18 protein-coding genes are annotated in these 21,830 nt (G+C 67.0%); 13 read left to right on the forward strand and 5 right to left on the reverse strand.

The window, feature by feature from the left end; all coding sequences use genetic code 11:
* Positions 1–56 precede the first annotated feature (56 nt).
* Positions 57–1,019, forward strand: a complete 963-nt coding sequence (locus tag ACYVII_RS18045; RefSeq protein WP_460537709.1) for a magnesium transporter CorA family protein — start codon at positions 57–59, stop codon at positions 1,017–1,019.
* A gap of 58 nt (positions 1,020–1,077) precedes the next feature.
* Complete coding sequence (locus tag ACYVII_RS18050; protein WP_460537711.1) at positions 1,078–1,473, forward strand: VOC family protein; 396 nt, start codon at positions 1,078–1,080, stop codon at positions 1,471–1,473.
* Between the two features lie 19 nt (positions 1,474–1,492).
* On the opposite strand, the gene ACYVII_RS18055 is transcribed toward ACYVII_RS18050, so the two are convergent.
* Positions 1,493–2,092: a GNAT family N-acetyltransferase gene (locus tag ACYVII_RS18055; RefSeq protein WP_460537713.1), complete on the reverse strand. Its 600-nt coding sequence runs from the start codon at positions 2,090–2,092 to the stop codon at positions 1,493–1,495.
* Positions 2,093–2,193: 101 nt separating this feature from the next.
* Positions 2,194–3,213, reverse strand: coding sequence for an acetylxylan esterase (locus tag ACYVII_RS18060; RefSeq protein ID WP_460537715.1), 1,020 nt, complete (start codon positions 3,211–3,213; stop codon positions 2,194–2,196).
* Positions 3,214–3,394: 181 nt separating this feature from the next.
* Here ACYVII_RS18060 and ACYVII_RS18065 point away from each other — a divergent pair, with 181 nt between their 5' ends.
* From ACYVII_RS18065 to ACYVII_RS18085, 5 genes are all read left to right on the forward strand, one after another.
* Positions 3,395–4,192 (forward strand): SDR family NAD(P)-dependent oxidoreductase, encoded by a 798-nt coding sequence (locus tag ACYVII_RS18065; RefSeq protein ID WP_460537716.1) that lies wholly within the window; start codon positions 3,395–3,397, stop codon positions 4,190–4,192.
* Positions 4,193–4,404: 212 nt separating this feature from the next.
* Entirely contained in the window at positions 4,405–5,685 is a 1,281-nt protein-coding gene (locus tag ACYVII_RS18070; protein ID WP_460537718.1) for an ABC transporter substrate-binding protein, read from the forward strand.
* Complete coding sequence (locus tag ACYVII_RS18075; RefSeq protein ID WP_460537720.1) at positions 5,661–6,626, forward strand: carbohydrate ABC transporter permease; 966 nt, start codon at positions 5,661–5,663, stop codon at positions 6,624–6,626. The genes ACYVII_RS18070 and ACYVII_RS18075 overlap by 25 nt, the downstream gene beginning before the upstream one ends.
* A complete protein-coding gene (locus ACYVII_RS18080; protein WP_460537721.1) occupies positions 6,623–7,528 on the forward strand; it encodes a carbohydrate ABC transporter permease in 906 nt (301 codons plus the stop codon). Before ACYVII_RS18075 ends, ACYVII_RS18080 begins: the two co-directional genes overlap by 4 nt.
* Positions 7,525–9,354, forward strand: coding sequence for a hypothetical protein (locus tag ACYVII_RS18085; protein WP_460537723.1), 1,830 nt, complete (start codon positions 7,525–7,527; stop codon positions 9,352–9,354). Before ACYVII_RS18080 ends, ACYVII_RS18085 begins: the two co-directional genes overlap by 4 nt.
* Positions 9,355–9,406: 52 nt before the next feature.
* On the opposite strand, the gene ACYVII_RS18090 is transcribed toward ACYVII_RS18085, so the two are convergent.
* Entirely contained in the window at positions 9,407–10,147 is a 741-nt protein-coding gene (locus ACYVII_RS18090; RefSeq protein WP_460537725.1) for a GntR family transcriptional regulator, read from the reverse strand.
* 100 nt (positions 10,148–10,247) lie between these two features.
* Here ACYVII_RS18090 and ACYVII_RS18095 point away from each other — a divergent pair, with 100 nt between their 5' ends.
* The 4 genes from ACYVII_RS18095 to ACYVII_RS18110 are packed head-to-tail and all read left to right on the forward strand — an operon-like array spanning position 10,248 to position 16,456.
* On the forward strand, positions 10,248–12,308 hold the full coding sequence (locus ACYVII_RS18095) for a right-handed parallel beta-helix repeat-containing protein (RefSeq protein ID WP_460537727.1): 2,061 nt from the start codon (positions 10,248–10,250) through the stop codon (positions 12,306–12,308).
* A complete protein-coding gene (locus tag ACYVII_RS18100) occupies positions 12,305–13,150 on the forward strand; it encodes an amidohydrolase family protein (RefSeq protein WP_460537728.1) in 846 nt (281 codons plus the stop codon). Before ACYVII_RS18095 ends, ACYVII_RS18100 begins: the two co-directional genes overlap by 4 nt.
* 41 nt (positions 13,151–13,191) lie before the next feature.
* A complete protein-coding gene (locus tag ACYVII_RS18105; RefSeq protein WP_460537730.1) occupies positions 13,192–14,157 on the forward strand; it encodes an acetylxylan esterase in 966 nt (321 codons plus the stop codon).
* Positions 14,150–16,456, forward strand: coding sequence for an FAD-dependent oxidoreductase (locus tag ACYVII_RS18110; protein ID WP_460537732.1), 2,307 nt, complete (start codon positions 14,150–14,152; stop codon positions 16,454–16,456). Before ACYVII_RS18105 ends, ACYVII_RS18110 begins: the two co-directional genes overlap by 8 nt.
* A 19-nt stretch (positions 16,457–16,475) precedes the next feature.
* Here ACYVII_RS18110 and ACYVII_RS18115 read toward each other — a convergent pair whose 3' ends face one another.
* Positions 16,476–16,814 (reverse strand): ArsR/SmtB family transcription factor, encoded by a 339-nt coding sequence (locus ACYVII_RS18115; protein ID WP_460537734.1) that lies wholly within the window; start codon positions 16,812–16,814, stop codon positions 16,476–16,478.
* Between the two features lie 54 nt (positions 16,815–16,868).
* Between ACYVII_RS18115 and ACYVII_RS18120 the strand changes: the two genes are divergently transcribed.
* Positions 16,869–18,152 carry an MFS transporter gene (locus ACYVII_RS18120; RefSeq protein WP_460537736.1) on the forward strand — a complete coding sequence of 428 codons (1,284 nt, stop codon included), beginning with the start codon at positions 16,869–16,871 and terminating at the stop codon, positions 18,150–18,152.
* Here the strand turns inward: ACYVII_RS18120 and ACYVII_RS18125 are convergent.
* Positions 18,139–19,725 (reverse strand): MFS transporter, encoded by a 1,587-nt coding sequence (locus ACYVII_RS18125; protein ID WP_460537738.1) that lies wholly within the window; start codon positions 19,723–19,725, stop codon positions 18,139–18,141. The genes ACYVII_RS18120 and ACYVII_RS18125 overlap by 14 nt on opposite strands.
* Positions 19,726–19,920: 195 nt before the next feature.
* On the opposite strand from ACYVII_RS18125, the gene ACYVII_RS18130 reads away from it, so the two are divergent.
* Complete coding sequence (locus ACYVII_RS18130; RefSeq protein ID WP_460537740.1) at positions 19,921–21,816, forward strand: ABC transporter ATP-binding protein; 1,896 nt, start codon at positions 19,921–19,923, stop codon at positions 21,814–21,816.
* The last annotated feature ends 14 nt before the right edge of the window (positions 21,817–21,830 follow it).

Consider the following 21,830-nt stretch of genomic DNA (forward strand, 5'->3'; position numbering starts at 1 on the left):
GGCACGCCGGGCTACGCTGACGGATGCCCCATCCACCTTCGTACAGCGGAGCCCGCATGCGCATCCTCGACTCCATCGACGACGCACTGATCAGCCAGCTGCGGCAGGAGCAGGAGTTCTTCTGGCTCGACCTCCCCGACCCGAACAGGGAGCAGGTCGAGCACCTGGGTGCGGTTCTGGGGCTGCATCCGCTCGCCGTCGAAGACAGCGTGAAGTTCGGACAGCGGGCGAAGCTCGACACCTACGGCGACACGGCCCTGCTCGTGCTGCAGGGCGGCGTCGAGTCCGAGCCGGAGGACGAGAACTCGCATCCGCTCGAAGAGGTGCACTGTCACCTGAGCGGCGATTTCATCGTCACGCTGCACCGCAACCCGTATCCGCCGCTGCAGCAGCTCAGAGACCAGTTCACTCGCACGACGGCTCCCAAGACGGAGCGGTACTACGTGTACAAGATCGTCGACGTGGTCGTCGACAGCTACTTCCCGATGCTCGCCAGCCTGGACGAGGAGATCAACGACCTCGAAGACGCCATCGTCTCGGGCGCCGGGTCACGCGAACTCGGTGAGACGTTCCGGCTCAAGCGTCTGCTGCTCAGACTCCGCAAGGCGGTCGTGCCCATGCGGGATGTCTTCGCGCGCGAGATCGAGGTGATCACCGATCTCGCGGGGCTCGAGCCCGACAGCCACGACTACTTCCGCGACATCTACGACCATCTGATCCGCATCAGCGACGAGCTGGACTCGTACCACGAGATGGTGGCCAGCTGCACCGACCTCTATCTCTCCACCGTCGCGAACAAGCAGGGTGCGACATCCAAGCAGCTCGCGATCATCGCGTCGATCTTCCTGCCGCTGAGCTTTCTGACCGGGTTCTTCGGCATGAACTTCAGCTGGGAGGTCGGGCACGTGCTCGTCGGTCCGTGGGCGTTCTTCCTGCTCGGCCTCGGCACCATGGCGGTCTCGGCCGGCCTGATGTGGTGGTGGTTCCATCACAAGGGCTGGACGCGCGCCGACGGATGACTGACCCTGGTAGCGACGACCGGGTCCCGTCGGTCGCGTGCAGGGAGTGAGGCGAAGGATGCCTGCGGTCAGCGTGCGGTACATCGTCGACGACGTCGACGAGGCGATCGGCTTCTACGTCGACCGGCTCGGGTTCGAGTTGATCATGCATCCGGCTCCGGCCTTCGCCATGCTCGCGCGCGGCGAGCTCAGGCTGGTGCTGAGCGCGCCGAGCGGAGCTGCCGGCGGTGGCGCGGCGATGCCGGACGGCACGCTGCCGCGGCCCGGCGGCTGGAACCGGTTCGCGCTGGAGGTGGACGACCTGGACGCACTCGTGGAACGGCTCCGCGAGCAAGGCGTGCGGATGCGGAACAACATCGGCGTCGGCGTCGGCGGCAGGCAGATCTTGATCGAGGACCCGTCCGGAAATCCCGTCGAGCTCTTCGAGCCGACGATCCCCGAAGCGCGGCTGTAGCAGGCGAGTGGCCGGGGGTTCAGGTCGTTGTCACGTCCACCTGCTTACGCATGATCCAGCGTTCCCGCCCGCCGCTGTGGGCCGTGGTCTTCATCGCGCGTTCGAAACCGGCGCGCTCGAACAGGGTTGTCGTGCCGACGTAACCCGAGATGATGTCGACCCGTGCCTCGCCCGTCACCTCGATCGGGTACCCCTCGACGAAGCGCGCACCGTGGTCGCGCGCGTGCCACACGGCGCCGTCAAGAAGCGTGTTCATGAGCCCCTGGCCGCGGTAGGCGGTTTTGACGACGAAGCAGACGGCGGACCAGGCATCCTCGTCGTCAACGAAAGGTATGGTGCGCGAGTTCATCAGCCTGCGGTAGGTGGAGCGCGGGGCGATGGAGCACCATCCGGCCGGTGTGCCGTCGACGTAGGCGAGTACGCCGGGCCCGGGTTCGCGCTCGCATTCCGCCTTCATGTAGGCGCCGCGGTCGGGCATGCTCGTGTCGCGGTACGACATGCACCAGCATCCCTTGCCGCCCGGCTTCTTCACGCCGATGACGTCGTAGAAGCCGTCCCAGTGATCGAAGGCGGGAACCACTTCGATCTCGGCGCCCTCCAAGGGGATGCGTCTGGCCATGCGGTCAGGGTATAGCGGGGCACCGACAGAGCAGCTTGAGCCTGTTGAGCGGCGAGGCCGCGAGCGCAGGGCGCTGCGCGAGTGGTGGCACGGTGTGCGGCCTATGCCAGCGAGTCGATCTCGGCCAGGCTCGCCGCTTCAGCCGTTGTGAGCCCTTCGTCGGCGAAGACACCCTTGAGGAACGCAAGCCGTCGTTCGGCTGCCAACTGTCCTCCGCCCTCGTGCCCGTTGAACGGGTACACGTCGATCGTCTTCGGCCCCGCATAGCGGTTGTACGCGGCGAACACCGTCGAGGCAGGGGCGACGTCGTCCATGAGCGCGACGGAGAACCGGGCAGGAGCCGTGGACCGTGCCGCGAAGTTCATGCCATCGAAGTAGCTCAACGTGGTGAAGGCGCGATCGATCAGCTCCGGACGTGCGCGCCCGAACTCCGTGAGCTCGAGGTAGGGACCCGCTGATGCGACATCCGCCGCTCGGCGGATATGGCTGAGAAAGGGGAGGTCAGCGAGCACGGCGACCGGAATGTCGCCGAGCGCTGCGACCGCCAGCGCCAGAGCGGCCCCCTGGCTGCCGCCGGCGACCGCGACCCGAGCGGCGTCGACCTCCGGATGCTCCACTGCCGCGCGCACCGCGCCGACCGCATCGACGATGAGCCTGCGGTAGTAGAAGGTCTCCGGGCTCAGCACGCCCTTCGTGAGGAACCCGGATGCCTGCGCCGCCTGCGTCCCGTCGCCGTCGGCGGTGTCGCTGCCCGCCTGGCCCCTGTTGTCGACGATGAGATTGGCGTACCCCGCGGCGCTGTAGAGCAGGTTCTGCAACGTGACCGGCGTTCCTCGCCCTGTTCCGTATCCCATGTACTGCACGACGCACGCCAGCTCGCTCTCGCGATGGCGGGGGAGGTGCAGCCACCCCTTGACCGGCTGCCCGTCGAACCCCGGAAAGGTCACGTCATACGTCTCGATCGTCTCCAACGGAGAATCGACCGGTTCGAATCGGGCGCTCGTGGATGCTCGCGCGTGCTCGGCGAGAGTGTGTCGCCAGAAATCGTCGAAGTCGGGTAGGTCGGTGCTCGCCGGCAGGTAGTTTCGGAGCTGGTCGATGGGCAGATCGAGCACGGGCATGGACTCACCGTCCTTTCTGGTCGCGATTTCGCGACGGCGTTGGCGCACTGTCGAGAGCGCTTCGACGCGGCGTGCCGTCGTCCGGCACGCTGGGCGAGTCACCGGATGCGACGCCACCATTGACGAGCATCCTAGCGACTATCGATGAACGATAGCATTGACGAGAACTGAGGAGGAAGACATGGCGAGGATGCCGGTCGAAGTCGACGACGAGTCGGAGCGGAAGGCCCGGGCCGCCGTCGGCAGGGATTTCGAGGACCGCGTCGCGGTGGTGATCGGAGGCGCCTCGGGAATGGGGCGGGCCGCCGCAGAGCTGTTCGCGGCCCGCGGCGCCAAGGTGAGCGTCTCCGATCTGGATGCGGAACGCGGAGAGCGCGTGGTGGCCGACCTGCTCGGCAGAGGTTCGGAAGCGATTTTCACGAGGGCGGACATCCGGGTGCTCTCCGAGCTCGAGCAGCTCGCCGAGCGAACGGTTGCCGAGTTCGGACGCATCGATGCGGTGTTTCTGAGTGCAGGCAGGGTCGAGGCCGACCTCGGTCCGATGCTCGAGCTGTACCTGCAAGGCCCGGCGAACTGCGTCAACGCGCTGGTACCGCACCTCGCTCGCTCGGATGCCGCGAGCATCACGTTCACGGGCTCGACCTCAGGACTGCGGGCGCACCCAGGCGCGCCCTGGTACGCCGCGGCGAAAGCCGGGCTCGTCGGCATGACGCGCACGCTCGCAGTGGACCTCGCACGGCAAGGCATCCGGGTGAATGCGGTGTGCCCGAGCGGTGTGGACACACCGATGCTGCGCGCGACGATGCGCGGCACGGCGGAGGAGATCGACGCGAAGCTCGCCGAGCAGGCAGAGCGGAAGCCGCTCGGGAGATGGGTGACGGCCTCCGACGTGGCCGAGGCCGCCGTGTTCCTGGCATCGCAGCACGCGTCCATGATCACCGGGGTATCGCTGCCGGTCGACGGCGGAGAGAGCCTGTGAGCGCCGCCGAGGTCGTCGCCCGAGGACCCGCTCGGCGGGCAGCCCGCCCTCTGAGCTTCGACCTGGCGTGCGTCCCCGGCTTGACGCCGGCATCCGCTCGTGTCATTCTTTCGACTATCGATAGTCGTTCGCGCATGGACGATGGTCGAAACGAGCAACGAGGCTAAGGTCTCTTTTCTCGCCTCACCCCCAGACATCAGAGTGGAGTCGGAATGAAAGGCAAGGGGATCTGGCGGCGCATCGGCGCCGTTGCAGTGGTCGCCGGCGCAGCGTCTATGGTGTTGGCCGGCTGTTCCGGAAACGGTTCGTCGGGCACGGGCGCCAGCGCCTCGAAGGCGGCGAGCGCGCATCTGCGCGTCATCGTCAACATCTCGCCCAACCTCACCGTCGCGTACTGGACGAAGCTGTTCGACAAGTACGAGAAGGCGCACCCCGGCGTGACGGTCGCGCTTGAGCGCACCGGCACCATCTCGGCGAGCGACAAGCTCAACCAGGACCTCGCCGCCGGCGACCCGCCGGACATCGTGCAGCAGGTCACGCCCACCGCCGCTACGGCCAAGCTCTTCACGGACCTGTCCAAGCAGTCGTGGACGAAGGACACGCCGCTCGTCGACAACTACAAGATCGACGGCAAGACGTATCTCGTCGGCGCCGGTCAGCAGGTGCAGTCGCTCGTCTTCTACAACAAGGCGGCGTTCAAGAAGGCCGGCCTCGACGCATCCAAGATCAAGACGGTGTCGCAGTTCACCGATGCGATGGGCAAGCTGAAGGATGCCGGCTACGAGCCGTTGCAAACCGCAGGCCAGTGGGTCACCGGCTCGCAGTTCACGCTGTTCAACGACTCGACGACCATGACCAAGACGCCGGATTGGATCAGCCAGCGCAGAGCCGGCAAGGTCACGTTCGCCGGCGACAAGGACTACCTGAACTCGCTGAAGACCTACAAGTCGTGGGTCGACAAGGGCTACCTGCAGAAGAGCGACCTGGGCCTCGCATACGCCGACGGCCAGACGAACTTCCTCGAGGGCAAGTCGGCGATGTACATCATGGGTTCGTTCTTCGTCCCTGCGGCGGACCAGGCGAAGGTCAGCGACCAGTTCGGCGTCTTCTCCATGCCCACAACGGGCAAGTATCCGACGAAGCAGTTCAGCAACATCGCCGACCCGTACGTCGTGGTGAAGCAGTCGAAGAACCAGCAGGCAGCGATCGACCTCGTGAAGTGGCTGACGACGGACAAGACCGCGGTCGGCAGCGAGCTGGCAGCAGACGGCAACTTCCGTAAGGGCTACACCTACACGATGTCCAGCCTCGGCGAGGGCGTGCAGAAGATCGTGGATGCTTCTCCCGGAGCCTTCGTAGAGGCCGCGGACGAGCAGCCCTTGCCCGGGTACTCGACAGAGCTGGGTAGCCAGATCCAGTCGCTCTACTCGGGGGCGACCCCGCAGCAGGTCGCGGAGAACTTGGACAAGTGGTGGGACTCGCAGGCGCAGTGATCGCCGACGCACGCTCTCCCCGGACCAGCTCCGGGGAGAGCGCTGCGGCGCGCAAACGCAACAGAAGGCTCAGGGACACGGCGATATCGCTGGGCATGGCGGGCCCCGCGGTGCTGCTCTACTCCGTGCTCATGGTCGTTCCGGTGATCGTGGCCATCTACCTGAGCTTCACCGACTGGGACGGCTTCTCCGAGGCGAACTTCCTGGGCATCCAGAACTACCTGCACCTCTTCCAAGACCCGAACACGACGCACTCGATGTGGGTGACAGGTCTCATCGTGGTCTTCGGCTCGGCGTTCGAGATCGGGCTCGGCCTGGCATACGCTCTCGCGCTGCGCCAGAAGTCCCGCACCAACTCGGTGTTCCGGGCTCTGACCTACTACCCGCATGTGATCAGCGCGCTGATCCTCGGGTTCCTGTGGAACGCCATCCTCGGCACCAAGGGCGCGCTCAACACCCTGCTCGCGCCGTTCGGCATCGGACCGGTCGGGTTCCTCTTCGAGCAGAATCTCGCCCTGATCTCGCTCATCGCCGTCATCGTCTGGGCCGGGTTCGGGTTCAACGTGGTGCTCTTCGTCGCCGCGCTGCAGACCGTGCCGCTCGAGCTCATCGAGGCAGCGGAGATCGACGGGGCGAGCCGCTGGAAGATCAACCGGCACATCGTCATCCCGATGATCGCCCCGGTGGTCACGGTGGCATTGATACTCAATCTGATAGGACTGCTGCGCGCCTACGACATCGTCGTCAGCCTCACCGGCGGAGGACCGGCAGGAGCGACCTCGACCTACGCGTATGTGATCCTCGTGCAGTCCTTCGGGGGCACGAAGATCGGCTACGCCAACGCGCAAGCGGTCTTCCTGATGATCGTCTCAGCGGCGCTCGCGCTGCTCGTGACGGCGCTGCGCAATCGCAGTGACCGAGCGGCAGGAGGGGATGCATGACCACCGAGATGCTGACCGCAGAGGCGATGGCAGCCGAGGCGAACCAGAAGCCGCGGCAGCGCCTGCACGCGCGGAAGCGGCCCAATGTCGTGCGCATCATCATGCTCGCGCTGTTGGTACCCCTCATGGGCGGGCCGGCGTACATCCTGGTGATCAACGCGTTCAAGACGCAGCAGGACATCCAGTCGCAGCCGTTCGGCATCCCGTTCGACAGGCTCACACTGCAGCCGCTCATCGCGGCCATCACGAGTCCCGAGTACAACGTAGTGGCCGCGTACGGCTTCACGGCCTCGATCGTGATCGTGGTCGACATCATCTGCATCGCCCTTGCCGGGCCTGCGGCGTACGTCATCGCTCGCAGCACGAGCCGCAAGACCCGCCTGCTATTGCTGTACTTCCTGGCCGGCACGTTCATCCCTGGCGCGGCCATGGTCATCCCCGCGATCTATGTGCTGCGCACGCTCGGGCTCGTGAACAGCTTCGCCGGTCTGGTGCTCTACGACTCGGCGACCACTCTTCCGGTGAGCATCTTCCTCATGGTCGGCTACATCTCGACAGTGCCGAGAGACATCGACCAGGCGGCCTCCATCGATGGGGCCGGGCGGCTCCGCACGTTCTGGACGATCATCTTCCCATTGCTGCGCCCGGCAGTCGTGACGATCCTCATCCTCAACTCGATCGGCCTTTGGAACGACTTCGTCAGCCCGCAGATCCTGCTCGGGCCGTCCTCCAATCAGTACACCGTCACGACCGCGATCTACACCGGCATCAGCCAGTACACGACTGACCTCACCAAGGTGTTCCCGAACCTCCTGCTGGCGATCGCGCCGGTCATCATCTTCTTCATCTACATGCAGCGGCACATCATCAGCGGACTCACGGTCGGGGCGACGAAGGGATGACCGCACCCGAGTGGGCGCTGCTGCAGGTGAGCCTGCGGGAGCGGCTCGAGGAGGCGTGGCGGGAATTCGCGGCGAAGTACGTCGCTCCGGACGGGCGGCTGAAGCCGGGCGGACGACCGATCGGCAGAGACGGCGCCGATGACTTTCTCGAGGCGATCTTCAACTGGCCGACCTTGTACCTGGTCGGCGGCAGCCCCGAGCTTCTCGAGTGCAGTCTGCGCGTGTGGCGTGGAGTGACGACCCAACTGGAGGAGATCGGCCTCTTCAGCGACGGCTTCGAGATCGGCTACGACTGGTTCCACATCGGCGAGGGGCTGGAGCTGTTCTACGGGCTGTGTGCAGCGGCGCCGCAGAACGCGGAGTTGCGGGACGCCGTCATCCGATTCGCGTCCCTCTACCTGCCCGACTCGCGCGCGAGGAACTACGACGGCGCGCTCAACCTGATCAGGGCTCCGCACAACGGCGCGGGTGGTCCTCGGCCAGGGCTCGAGGATGAACTGCCCCGCTTCGGCACGGAGCGCGTCGAGTTGCGAACGTACGGACTTCCCGTGCGAGGACTGCCCGGCATCGACACCTGGGACGACCTCGACGAGCCGGGCAACGCAGAGCGCATGGCCGAGGCGATGCAGCGCCGCTTCGGAGCGGGCGACGTGGCGGTCAACCTCAATGTGGTGTCGCTCGTCACTCTTGCGTGGCTTCTCACGGGGGAGCCACGCTGGCGCGATTGGATCGAGACGTACGTCACCGGGTGGGTCGAGCGGGCGCGCGACAACGGAGGACTGCTGCCCGACAACGTGGGAACCGATGGGACGGTCGGCGGTGACCCAGTGGGATCGTGGTTCGGTGGCCTCTACGGCTGGACGTGGCCGCACGGCATCCACAGCCTGCTCCCCGCGGCACTCAACGCGGGGGCCGGCCTGCTCACCGTGAGCGGCGACGAGAAGGCGCTCGATCTGGCCTCCGAGATCCTCGAAGCCGTTCGGGCGCGAGCCGTGCGGGAAGTTCCCGCCGGCCGCGAGATGACCATGAAGCGTCGCTGGAGCACGCACTTCGCAGACGAGTTCGGGACCGAGCTCGAGCTGTGGCCCACGCGGCTCTCGCCCGACGGATGGTTCGACCATCAGCCGCCACAGGTCGCGTTCCCGGTCTGGCTGTGGTGGCACGGCAGGCGCCAGAACGACCGAAAGCGACTTGAGGTGCTCCGAGCGGCTGGCGGCTGGGACTGGACGCGCGTGCGGCCGTTCCGCGACAAGGAAGAGGCTGGCCACGAGGATGCGTGGTTCGCTGCACTCGAAGACGGCGACGTCGAGCGATTCGCGGCCTCGTTCCTCGCCGTGGCGCACCGGCAGGTGGACGAACGGCTGGAGGCACTGCGCGCCGACGACATCGGCTCGGGATTCGACCAGGACCGGTGGCAGCGTGTGAACCCGGTGGTCACCGAGGCGCTCACGATGACTGCTCTCGGCGCGCCGCAGGCGCTCTACAACGGCGGACTGCAGCACTCGTTCGTGCGGTATCTCGACCCGGAGACCGGGCGACCAGGGCTCCCGGCGCAGGTAGCGGCGTTGGTGGAGTCCATAGAGCCGGAACGGGCAGCTGTGCAGCTGGTCAGCATGCGCGACACTCCGGTCGAGCTCGCTCTTCAGGCCGGCGGCTTCGGTGAGCACCTGATCGAGCACGCCGTGCTGCAGAACCTGGGAACAGGGAGGGAGGTCCCGCTGCCGCTCGACGGCCCTTCACGGGTCACGGTGAGCCTGGGGGCGGGCGAACATGTGCGCATCGGCCTGCGTCTGCGGCTCAACGCCGGGCAGGCGGGGCTCCGCTGAGGCGATGCTCATTTGGCCGGCCCGTTTCGACGAGCTCGATGCGCAGCGCCGGCTACGGGCTCTGCAGCGAGGCGTGCCTGGCGAATGCTTCGGCCGCGGCATCCGCGGCGTCGGCATGCAGCAGACCGAGAAGCTGGGCGTGGTCGTCGGCGATCTTGCTCCAGTCGCCCCCGAACAACGGGTCGCCCACGGCGCGAGACGACCGCAGGGCCGGCTCGATGACGTCCCAGCACTTCACGATCAACGGATTGCCGCTCGCGATGCAGACATGGCGGTGGAACGAGAAGTCGAGCACGCGGAACGCCGCGACGTCTTCGAGTGCCGCCGCCTCTCGCATCCGCTCGACGATCGACTCGAGCTCGGTGCGCGCCGCGTCGTCGAGCTCGGCCGCGGCGAGCCTCGCCGAGGTGCGCTCGATCATGGTGCGTGCTGCGATCGCGTGCTCGAGGTCTTCCTCGAGCGCGACGGTCACGAAGTGGCCGCGGCGCGGAATGTGCGTCAACACTCCCTCGTACGCGAGCCGCTTGACGGCATCGCGGACGGGCGCCTGGCTGATGCCGAGCCGCTGGGAGAGCTCGAGCTCGACCACGCGGTCGCCCGGCTTCAGCGCCTGCTCCATGACGAGCCGGCGAACCAGGTCGTACACCTGGTCGGAGAGGAGGTCGCGTCCGAGGTTGCCTCGCTCGGCCTCCAGGCTGCGCCTGAGCGCCGCCCGCGAGTCGGCGGGATTCTGTGCCGGACCCTCGTCGGGAGCGGCGTTGGTCTCAGGCTGTGAAGCCGAAGTGTTCGACACGGGCATGAGTCTATCTATCGATAATCCAGTAATTCGTGGTTGACGGGACCTCAGCGGTCGCGCTACGTTCATCGATTATAACCTATCGATAGGAGCAAGGATGCTTGCTATCCGCTCACGGAGAAACTCACTGCGGCCCGAGAGGCGCGCCGGCGTTAGCCGATCGCGTTCGCACGACGTCGGGCTGTACCGCCGCGCGCTGACACTCGGCTTCGTCACCCTGGCGGCCACTGCGCTTGCTGTGCCCGCATCGGCGGCAGCGGTGACGCCTCAAGGAACCACCTATTACGTCTCTACGCACGGTGACGATCATGCGAACGGCCGCTCACCAGACGCCGCGTTCGCGACGATCCAGCAATGCGCCGATGTCATGATCGCCGGCGACACCTGCGTGATCGCCGGCGGTACGTATCACGAGACCGTCACACCGAAATCATCCGGAACCGCTGACGCGCCGATCACATATGAGGTCGAGCAGGGCGCAACGGTCACGGTGTCCGGCGCCGACGTCGTGCACGGCTGGCACAGGGTTCGCGCCGGCGACGTTGCCGAGCTGGCTCAGTCGGATCCGTTCGTCGTGGCATCCGGGTTCAGCCGGGCCGTCGACGCGGGCGACGTGTACAGAATGCCCATCGATCTCGGCGACGACGTGAGCCCGGTTCAGGTATTCACCGACGGCCAGATGGACGTCGAGGCGCAGTGGCCATACCCCGGAACGGACCCGATCCATCCGCTGACCATCGAGAGAGCGGCGACCGGGAGTACCGGTGCCACGCTCGTCGATCCGGCCCTGACGCAGCCGGCGGGGTACTGGAGCGGTGCTCGGGTGCTGACGAGCTACTGGTACGCAACGGAGACGGGGACCGTCGTCGACTCGGCTCCTGGTTCGCTGACGCTGAATGCCGCGCCGCCCTGCGTGCACACGATCAAGCCGGCTCAAACCCGGTACACGCTCGCCGGTCAGATCGCCGAGCTGTCACACGATGGCGAGTGGTACTACGACGCATCCGCCAGGCAGCTGTACCTGGTCAGCCAGGATCAGCCCGACAGTCATCGCATCGAGACGAAGCAGCGCCAACTCGGCTTCGACCTCACGCAGGTGAGCCACACGACGATCAGCGGCATCCATCTCTTCAGCACGTCGATCGCCACCGGAGACAACAGCACGGGGATCGTGCTCGATGGGATCGTGGGAACGTACCTGTCCCAGTACACCGACATCACGAAGGGCGCGACCAACTGCGGCACAACGGTGAACCGCGGGATCACCGACAGCGGCATCGTCATCAAGGGCACGGGGAACACGGTGCGCAACAGCACGCTCTCACTCAGCGCGGGCAACGGCATCGCGCTGCTGGGGAGCGGCAACACCGCAACCGGGAACGTGATCACCGACGTCGACTACGCGGGCACCTATGCCGCCGGTATCGCCGTGCAGGGCAACGGACAGACTGTCATGCACAACACGATCTCGAGAGTGGGCCGCAGCGGCATCAACCTGCAGTGGACGCTGCCTGGCGGCGCTGCCGGCGCACCCGACCGCATCGCTTACAACGACATCTCGCAGTACGGCAACCTCAACCTCGACACAGCGGCGATCTATGCCTGCTGCGGTTCGTCGATGGCTGGCACATCGGTCGACCACAACCTGCTCCACGATGCGACGCCCGCGATCGGCACCACCGAGAAGTTCGCCATGGCGGGCGTCTATGCCGACAACGGACAGAGCGATCTCGTGATCGCGAACAACGTGGGCTGGAACAACCCGACGCAGACGGTCATGCTGAACGGGCTGGGAACCGGAACGCACGACGTCGGCGTCTACAACAACACCGGTGGCGTCTACATGATGTATGTCAAGGGTCCGGGGGAGTCGACGGGCACCGTTGTCGAGAACAACATCGGACCGATGGTCGGCACCACCGACGCGACGAACGGCGGAATGGTGCTGAGGAACAACATGGGCTCCGACGTCGATCCGCTGTTCACCGACCCGGCGCACAACGACTACACGCTTCAGGCCGGCTCGCCCGCGCGCAATGCGGCCATTCCGCTGCCGGGCATCAACGACGGATCGACGGACCCGATCCCCAGCCTGGGTGCCTACCAGTACGGTGCTCCGCGCTGGACGGCGGGCGCGGAACGCGACTCGTCACGATGAGGGTCGACGCGCACGTTCACGTGTGGGCCGGAGGGCTCACGGCAAGTGACGTGCGTGAAGGAACGGGGGTGCTCGACCGTAGGGACACGGTCGAGCGCCTCCGGCCGTTTGCGGCGACCGCCGGAATCGACGCGGCAGTGGCCGTGCAGACGGTGGGCAGCGAGGCGGAGACCGAGCGGCTCCTCGCACTCGCCGCTGGCGAACCCTTCATCGGCGGTGTGGTGGGCTGGGTCGACCTGGCGGCTGCGGATGTCGCGACCCGACTGGACCGCCTACGTGCGGGAGCGGGAGGCGAACGATTGGTGGGCATCCGCACCATGCTTCCGGCCACGGATGCGGCCGTGCCCGAGCCTGCCCTTCGCCGCGGAATGCGTGCCCTCGCCGACTGCGGCCTCACGCTGGACCTGCTGCTCTCGCCCGAGGGTCTGCCCCGTGTGCGTGCCGTCGCCGACGCCATGCCGGAGCTCCGCATCGTCGTGGACCACCTCGCCAAACCGTCGTTGAACCAGGACGAGCTGCAGCACTGGGAGCGCGGAATACGGGTGCTCGCGGAGCGCCGGAACATCGCGGTCAAGCTATCCGGGCTTCTCACGCAGTTGGGGCCGACGCTGGGGACCGATGCGTTGATGCATCCGGTCTCCGTCGCTCTCGACGCATTCGGTGGACAACGCGCGATGATCGGATCGGATTGGCCGCTCTGCGAGCCGTTCGGCGGGTACGAGCGTGCGATCGCCGCCATGGAGCGGCTCGCTGCCGAGTGCGGGGCGGATGCCGGGCTCGTGAGCGGCGGAACTGCGGCGGCGTGGTACGGGCTCGCGGTTCGCGCCCAGGGTGAGTCGTGAGGCCGGGGACGAGACGGACGGGCGCGGTGCTCGCACCGCCGATGAGCGAACAGTACGGCTTCGATCCCACGCACGGCCTGGACCTCGATGCGCTGCTGGAGATACGGGCGCCCGAGCACGAGCCGCCCGATCTCGATCTGTTCTGGGCGGGACTCGTTCATGAGGCAGCCGAGCTCGACCCTCAGCTCGAGGTCGGCGAATGGCGGCCGCTCGAGAGCGAGCCGCGGGCGCAGGTAGCCGACGTGCGCTACCGCAGCCTGGACGGCATCCGGATCGGAGGCTGGCTGACGCGACCGTACGGCGCGGTCACACGGGGGCTGGTCGTCGGACACGGCTACGGCGGTCGCGACGCGCCGGATGCGGCGATCGTTCCGAATGACACGGTCGCACTGTTCCCGGTCGCGCGGGGACTTCCTTCCCGAAGCCAGGTGGAGGGCGTCGGCGGTGACACCGGTCTGCATCACGTGTTGTGGGGCATCCGCTCGCCGCGCGGCTACAGCCACGTGGGATCCGTTGCCGACACGTGGATCGCGGCAGGACTCCTGCGCACCCTGTTCCCGCACGTGGGCCGTGTCGACTACCTCGGGTCGAGCTTCGGCGGCGGCATCGGCGCCCTGGCCATGGGGTTCGGGGACTGCTTCGACGCCGGCGTGCTCGAGGTGCCGAGCTTCGGCCACCATGCGTGGCGGGTTTCCGTGCCGAGCACGGGGTCCGCTCACCTCGTGGCGGAGCACGTGCTCGATCACCCGGAGGCGATGCACACGCTGAGCTATGTGGACGCCGCCTGCGCCGCTCGGCGAGTGCAGGTACCCGTGCTCGTGCTGCCTGCGCTCGCAGACCCGTCGGTTCCCTCTCCCGGTCAGTTCGCGATCGCCAACTCGCTCGGCGGGCCCACCTGGATGCACGTGCTCGCGCACGGCCACTGCGCGGGCGGCGACGGATGCGACGACGCGAGTCGCGGCGACATGATCAGCGCGTTTCTGGAGGGCCTTCCGAGCCATGCGTGAACAGACACTGGAGAACGACCTCACCGTGGTCGGCGGTGGTCTCGCCGGAGTGTGTGCGGCCATCGCGGCGGCGCGCCTCGGCAAGCGCGTCGCGCTCGTCACGAATCGTCCGGTGCTCGGAGGCAACTCCTCGAGCGAGATCCGGGTGTGGGTGTGCGGCGCGACGGCCCACGGCATGCAGCGCTTCGCCCGGGAGACCGGCATCATGGGCGAGCTGTATGTGGAGAACCAGTACCGCAACCCCGAGGGAAACCCGGTGCACTGGGACGAGGTCGTGTTCGATGCGGTGCGTGCCGAGCCGAACATCCAGCTGTTCCTGAACACCGACGTGCACGTGGTGCACGCGATGGGTCCGGATGCGGATCGGGTGATCGATCATGTGCGCGGTTGGACCATGGGTTCCGAGCTCTGGACCACCTTCCGCAGCACGTTCTACGTGGATGCGACCGGCGACGGCCTCGTCGGCGCGCTCGCCGGCGCACACTTCCGGGCCGGACGCGAGGGAAGGGACGAGTTCGGCGAGAGCTGGGCACCGTCGGAGCCGGACGGGCAGTTCCTCGGATCGACCATCCTTTTCTATACGAAGGACGCCGGGCACCCCGTCGACTTCGTGCCGCCGGCGTCGGCCAAGGACATCACGACGACGCCCATCCCCAAGGCGCGAATCATCCGCAGCGGAGACCGCGGCGCGCACTACTGGTGGATCGAATGGGGCGGCGAACTCGACATCGTCGCCGACAACGAGCGCATCCGTGACGAGCTGCGCTCGGTCATCTTCGGCATCTGGGACCTCATCAAGAACTCCGGAGAGTTCGATGCGGAGAACCTCGATCTCGAGTGGGTGGGCGCGCTGCCGGGCAAGAGGGAGTACCGCAGATTCGTCGGCGACCACACGCTCACGCAGAACGACATCCTCGACCAGACCGAGTTTCCGGATGCCGTAGCCTTCGGAGGCTGGTCGATCGACCTCCACCCCGTCGAGGGCATGTACGCCACGACGGCCGGTGCCCACCAGCGGTTCCCTCGCGGGGTCTACGGCATCCCGCTGCGCAGCTACTACTCCGCGAACGTGCGCAATCTCTTCGTGGCCGGGCGCGACATCTCCGCCACGCACGTCGCGTTCGGATCGTCCCGCGTGATGGCGACGTGCGCGGTCGGCGGGGAGGCGGTGGGCACCGCGGCGTCGCTGGCGATCGATCTCGGTGTGTCCCCGCGTGAGCTGGCGACAGAAAGTGCGGAGCGATTGCGACAGCTGCTGCTTGCACAGGATGCCTCGGTGATGGGAGTGCGCAACGACGATCCGCTGGACCTGGCCCGCCGTGCCCGGGTGAGCGCATCCAGTGAGCTTCGCTCGTTCGATCCACGCTCTTGGAGCGCGGAAGATCCTGCCGGTCGGGAGCAACTCGAGTGCGCGGACGACGTCGAGACCAGCGACGAGCTGTTCCCCTTGGAACGTGACCTCGGCGTCCTCGTCCCGGTCGATCCGGAGTTGCGGCTGGTGCGCGTACTCGTGCGCACCGAGCGCGACACGACGCTTCACGTGTCGCTGTACACGACCGGTGCGCGGCAGAACGCTGTTCCCGCGCACCGTGTCGGCGCTGTCTCGATGGCGGTGGAGGCGGCTTCGTCACCGCGGTGGATCGATCTCCCGCTCGAATGGACGCCTGGAGCGGCTGAGAACGTCGTCGTCGTGCTGCACGAGAACCCCGACGTGCACGTCGTGCTCACGGACCGCCCTGCTCCCGGGATTCTGCTCCTCTCGCATCGGCCCGAGAACGACGGTGACGCGAACGTGGCGTTCGACGAGGCGGATCTGCTCGTGCAGTGGCCTGCGCACATCCTGCGCGGTCGCGGACTGCGATTTCAGGTACATCCTGCCACCGAGGCGTTCTCGGCGAGCAAGGCGGTGGGCGGGTACCACAGGCCGTACGGCGGTCCGCAGCTGTGGGTCTCGGAGCCTCTCCGCTCCGGCTCGACGGAGTGGCTCGAGCTACGGTTCGACGAGCAGACGGCGGTCGGCGAGGTGCGGCTGGTGTTCGACGACGACGTGGATGTCGAGCTCAACACGCTGCATCATCATCGAACGCCGCACCGTGTCTTCCCGACTCTCGTGCGGGACTACAGTGCGGAGCTCCAGGTGGATGGCGAATGGCAGGTGGTCGCGACGATCACCGGCAATCGTCGCCGGCATCGGATCCACGCGCTGTCGGCGAGAACAGTGGCTCAGGCTGTGCGCGTGATGGTGACGGCGACGAACGGAGACCCGTCGGCACGGATCGTGAGCGTGCGAGTCTACTGACTCCGGAAGATCGAACGGCTCAGCGTCCGAGCACGGACTCGATGAGACCGGGGAACCGCTCGTCGAGCTCTGCCCTGCGGAGAAGGATGTCGTGCTGCCGCCCATTCACGATCGTGCGGGTGAGCCCTGCCTCGCGTAGCGTCTTGAAGTGGTGCGACAACGTGGACTTCTGCACGTCGAAGTCCCACAGCTGCACGGTCTTCGGGCGCGGCTCCCCGTCGGCGAGACGTCGCACGACTTCGAGGCGGATCGGGTCGGCGAGGGCGCGAAGCACATCGACCAGCTGCACGTCGGCCAGATCGGGAATCGGGTAGGCGACGGGATCGGACGGATCGGGCGCCCCGGCGTCTTCGCTCACGACTTCTCCGAAAATAGTTTGACGAACATCGAACTGGCGGACTACTTTGATGGTATGACCGTTATCGAACAATCGTACCGCGGTTCCACACTCAAGCTCCTACTGCTCGCCCTCGGCCTGTTCGCGGTGGGCACGAACGCCTTCGTGATCGCCGGCCTGCTGCCGCACATCGCGCATGAGCTCGACGCGAGTCAGGCATCCGTCAGCTACACGATCACGCTCTACGCGCTGGTCGTCGCCGTGGCATCGCCGGCGGTTTCGATCGGGTTGTCGCGGGTGCCGCGATGGCTGCTGATGGCATCCGGAGCCCTGCTCTTCGCGATCGGCACAGTCGTCGCAGCGCTGAGCACCTCGCTGGTGGAGTTCGGCGTGGGCCGCGTGATCGCGGCGCTCGGCGGTGCGGCACTCGTGCCCACCGCGACTGCCGTGGCCGCGACGATCGTGCCGGCGGAACGACGCGGCCGGGCACTGGCCATCGTCGGCGCCGGGTTCATCGTCTCGATCGCCGTCGGATCTCCGCTGGGCACCGAGCTCGGCACGCTCTTCGGCTGGCGCATGCCCATGTGGTGCCTGGTCGTCATCGGCGTGCTGGTCATGGCCGCGATCGTGCCGATGTTCCGCGGTGTGTCGCATCCGGCACCTGTTTCGCTGCGCACGAGGCTGCGCCCGCTTGCGGATGCCCGGGTGCTCGCCACCCTCGGAGCCACGCTTTTCATCACCACCGGCTTCAACGTGGTGTACATCTTCTCGGCGGAGGCGACGTCGGCCGCGACGGGCGGATCCGGCACACTTCTGGCGGTGCTGCTGGCCGCATATGGTGTGGCGGGCATCGTCGGCAACGCGTTCGCCGGCCGGATGACGGACCGTTTCGGCAGCCGCTCGAGCGCCACGGTGGCGATCACTGTACAGATCGTCGCCCTGCTGGCACTCGCGGCGCTCGCGTGGTCGTTCGCGGCATCCATCGTCGTGTTCGTCGTGTGGGGCGCCGTCGTGTCGGCGATGATCATCCCCGTGCAGCATCGGCTCGTGAGCATCGAGCCGGCGCACGCGCAGCAGACGATGGCTTGGTACTCGACAGCGATGTATCTCGGCATCTCCATCGCACCGCCGCTCGGCAATGCCTCGCTCGCACTCGGCGGGCCGTGGCTGGTACCGATCACCGGCGCCGTGGTGAGCGCGATCGCCCTAACGCTGTTCCTGCTCGGTTTCCGCAACCGCGCCTCGTCGCTTCGGGTCGCAGTTTCGGTCGCCTCAGGGCGCGTGAAGCGACAGAAACTGCGACCTGAACGGGAGGTGCCGGGCTTGGCGGCCGCTCCGGAAGCCCCTATTGAAGGCTGACCTTCTTCGGCAGCGCGAACACCAGCAGGAACGCGGCGACGGCGAACACCGCGCTCGTCAGCATCGCGAGCGCGGCGCCGTTGCCGAATGCCGTTGCGAGCTGGTGGTCGACGTACTGCTGGATCGCGTGCTTGACGGCATCCGCTCCGCCTGTCGCATGCTGCTGTGCGATCTCCGCGGCCTTCGCCTTGCTCGGCGCGAATGAGGCGGGCACCTGCGCGAAGAGAATGCTGCCGATCGCGGCGATGCCGATCGCGGAGCCGATGCGCTGCATGGTCTGGATGACGCCTGCCGCAGCGCCGGCCTCCGCGTTGTCGACGGTGGCGACGATGAAACGTGCGTTCGGCGCGACGAACAGGCCGCTGCCGAAACCGGCGACGAACAGGGGCGGCAGCAGGTCCCAGTTCACGAGGTCTTGGGTGGGCTCCCGCCAGATGATCAACCACAGGGCGATGAGTCCGAGCGCGACGAGGCCGGTGCCGAGACTCAGCACGTTGCGGCCGAGCCGACGGGCGAACCGGTCGCTGAGAGGTGCCCCGATGATGCTTCCGATCGAGAACGGGAGCGAGACCAGGCCCGACTCGAGTGCGGTGTGCTGCAGTCCGGCCTGCCAGAGCAACGAGATCGTGAAGAAGATGCTGGTGAACGCCGCGAAGTAGACGAACGCGAGAAGCACACCGCCGGTGAACTGCGGATGCGAGAACAGGTGCGGCGGCACCAGCGGCTCCGTCTTCGTGGTGGCGACGTGTCGCTCCCAGAACGCGAACAGCACGAGCAGCACGGCGCCGCCGGCGAGGCTCAGCCACGTCCACAGCGGCCAGCCCTGATCCTCGCCCTCGATGAGCGGAACGAGCAGCGCGACGAGGCCGGCGATCGCGAGAAGCAGGCCGACGGCATCCGTCGAGAGCCGCTTGCCCTCCGCGCCGCCCGGTACGAACAGCACGGCGGCGATCACGGTGAGCACGCCGATGGGGGCATTCACGAAGAAGATGAAACGCCAGCCCTCCTTCTCGCCGAACGCTTCGATGAGCAGCCCGCCGATGAGCGGTCCGAGCGCTGTCGAGATGCCGATCACGGCGCCCATCACCCCGAACGCCTTGCCCCGCACGAGCGGCGGGAACATCAGCTGGATGAGGGATGCCACGGCCGGCACGTAGATGCCCCCGCCGATGCCCTGCACCACCCTGGCGACCACGAGCTCCGTGCTCGACTGGGCGAGTCCGCACCACACGCTGGCCAGCGTGAAGACGCCCACTCCGACGATGAAGATCCACTTGTGGCCGAACCGGTCGCCGAAGCGTCCGGCGGGAATGAGCAGCAGGCCGAACGCCAGCGCGTAACCGGAGATCACCCACGACAGCGTCGCCTCGTCGGCGTTCAGGCTGGTTCGGATCGTCTGCAGCGCGACGTTCACGATGCTCGTATCGAGCAGCGCCATGAACATGCCGGCCAGCAGCACGACGAGCGCCCACCAGGCCCGCCGGTTCACCGTGCTCCCCGAGGGGTCAGGGGAGAGACTGAACGAGGATGCGCCGGTGCCGGATGCCCGATGCCGCGCGGTCCTGACGTTCACCGGACAAGTTGACCACGCCGAACGCCGATGTGCGCCGGCTCGCAGCCGCGGGACCCGTGTTCAAGTCGCGAAGTCGGTCGTTATGCGGCCCGATAACGACCGACTTCGCGACTTGAACGGTGGCGGATGATGGTGCTGGCGGGAATGTCGCGTAACGATATATCGTTGATAGTCGCGACTGCGAGGAGCAAGCGGATGAGCGGAATGAGACCCAGCGGCGGCCACGGAGGCGGCGGCCACGGAGGTGGGCACAGCGGCGGCGCGCGCGGCGACATCGCTGCGCAGAAGGCGAGGAACGCGCAGGCGCCGAAGATCCCGCACCTGATGCGGCGCATCGGAACGCTGTTCGCGCCGCACAAGGTCGCGCTGTCGGTGACGGTGGCGCTCGTGCTCCTCGGTGCAGCGCTCACCGTGGTGCCGCCGCTCCTCACGCAGCGAGTCTTCGACGACGGACTCTTCCCCAAGTCGGGCCATCCGGACTTCGGCGTGACCACCACCCTGGTGGTCGCGATCATCGCCGTCTACCTGGCCTCCAGCGGACTTGGCGTCTGGCAGACCTACCTCACGGCCACCGTCGGCAACAAGGTGATGGGCGCGCTCCGGGTCAACCTGTTCCGGCACCTGCAGTCCATGGAGCTGAGCTTCTTCACGCGCACCAAGACCGGCGTGATTCAGTCCCGACTGCAGAACGACGTCGGCGGGGTCGCGGGCGTGCTCTCGAACACCATCTCGAGCGTGCTCGGCAACATCGTCACGGTGATCGCGGCGTTCGTCGCCATGCTCCTGCTCAACTCGCAGCTCACGCTGATCGCGGTGGTGCTGATGCCGTTCCTCGTCGTCGCTCAACGGCGGGTGGGTCAGGTGCGTGCGCGCATCGCTACGGCGACCCAAGAGTCGCTCTCCGACATGACCGCGATCACGCAGGAGACGCTGAGCGTCTCGGGCATCCTGCTCTCGAAGAGCTTCAACCGTCAGCCGTTCGAGACCGCGCGCTACTCGGCCGAGAACGAGACCCAGATCGGACTCCAGGTCAAGGAGACGATGAGCGGGCAGTGGTTCTTCGCGATGGTGCACATCTTCCTGTCGTCCATCCCTGCGATCGTCTACCTCGTCTCGGCTTGGTTACTGGGGAACGGATCCACTGACATCACCTCGGGCACCATCGTCGCCTTCACGACCGTGCAGGCCAGGCTGCTCTTCCCGCTGATGGCGATCATGCAGACGGCGCTGAACCTGCAGACATCCAGTGCCCTCTTCGCCCGCATCTTCGAGTACCTGGATCTGAGGCCGGCCATCAAGGATCGACCGGACGCGATCGCGATTCCGGCGGGCGCGACGGTCGGCGAGATCGAGTTCCGCGACGTCACGTTCCGGTATCCGGATTCCCGCCCCAGCGAACGTCCGACGCTCGACGATGTCTCGTTCACGATCCTGCCAGGCCAGTTCGCCGCGTTCGTCGGCGCGAGCGGAGCGGGGAAGACGACGGTCTCCTACCTCGTTCCCCGGCTCTACGAGGCGTCGGAAGGCGCCGTTCTGTTCGCGGGCAAGGATGTGCGTCACCTGCAGCACGACTCGCTGATCGATCACATCGGGATCGTGAGCCAGGAGACTTATCTGTTCCACGCGACGATCGCGGAGAACCTCCGGTACGCGGCACCGGATGCCACGCAGGAGCAGTTGGAGGAGGCGGCGCGCGCTGCGAACATCCACGAAACGATCGCCGGGTTCCCGGATGGCTACGACACGATCGTGGGTGAGCGCGGCTACCGGCTCTCCGGCGGTGAGAAGCAGCGCATCGCCATCGCCCGGGTGCTGCTCAAAGACCCCGAGGTGCTCATCCTCGACGAGGCCACCAGCGCACTCGACACGATCTCGGAGCGCGTCGTGCAGCAGGCGCTCGACTCGGCCTCGCACGGCCGCACCACGATCGCGATCGCACACAGGCTGTCCACGATCGTGAACGCCGACGTCATCTTCGTCATCGACAAGGGCCGCGTCGTGGAGCGCGGAACGCACGCGGAGCTGCTGGCGCTCGGCGGCACGTACGCGCGGCTGTACGACGAGCAGGCCCGCGTGACGGCGCCGGTGTAGGACGGTACCCGATG

The organism is Humibacter ginsengiterrae (assembly GCF_054780115.1).

Bases quoted from the DNA above. Each gene is read 5' to 3' on its own strand.
- ACYVII_RS18110 (WP_460537732.1), top strand. From the start codon at position 14,150: ATGCGTGAACAGACACTGGAGAACGACCTCACCGTGGTCGGCGGTGGT.
- ACYVII_RS18105 (WP_460537730.1), top strand. From the start codon at position 13,192: ATGAGCGAACAGTACGGCTTCGATCCCACGCACGGCCTGGACCTCGAT.
- ACYVII_RS18045 (WP_460537709.1), top strand. From the start codon at position 57: ATGCGCATCCTCGACTCCATCGACGACGCACTGATCAGCCAGCTGCGG.
- ACYVII_RS18085 (WP_460537723.1), top strand. From the start codon at position 7,525: ATGACCGCACCCGAGTGGGCGCTGCTGCAGGTGAGCCTGCGGGAGCGG.
- ACYVII_RS18100 (WP_460537728.1), top strand. From the start codon at position 12,305: ATGAGGGTCGACGCGCACGTTCACGTGTGGGCCGGAGGGCTCACGGCA.
- ACYVII_RS18055 (WP_460537713.1), bottom strand. From the start codon at position 2,092: ATGGCCAGACGCATCCCCTTGGAGGGCGCCGAGATCGAAGTGGTTCCC.
- ACYVII_RS18095 (WP_460537727.1), top strand. From the start codon at position 10,248: ATGCTTGCTATCCGCTCACGGAGAAACTCACTGCGGCCCGAGAGGCGC.
- ACYVII_RS18060 (WP_460537715.1), bottom strand. From the start codon at position 3,213: ATGCCCGTGCTCGATCTGCCCATCGACCAGCTCCGAAACTACCTGCCG.
- ACYVII_RS18065 (WP_460537716.1), top strand. From the start codon at position 3,395: ATGGCGAGGATGCCGGTCGAAGTCGACGACGAGTCGGAGCGGAAGGCC.
- ACYVII_RS18130 (WP_460537740.1), top strand. From the start codon at position 19,921: ATGAGCGGAATGAGACCCAGCGGCGGCCACGGAGGCGGCGGCCACGGA.
- ACYVII_RS18120 (WP_460537736.1), top strand. From the start codon at position 16,869: ATGACCGTTATCGAACAATCGTACCGCGGTTCCACACTCAAGCTCCTA.
- ACYVII_RS18050 (WP_460537711.1), top strand. From the start codon at position 1,078: ATGCCTGCGGTCAGCGTGCGGTACATCGTCGACGACGTCGACGAGGCG.
- ACYVII_RS18070 (WP_460537718.1), top strand. From the start codon at position 4,405: ATGAAAGGCAAGGGGATCTGGCGGCGCATCGGCGCCGTTGCAGTGGTC.
- ACYVII_RS18080 (WP_460537721.1), top strand. From the start codon at position 6,623: ATGACCACCGAGATGCTGACCGCAGAGGCGATGGCAGCCGAGGCGAAC.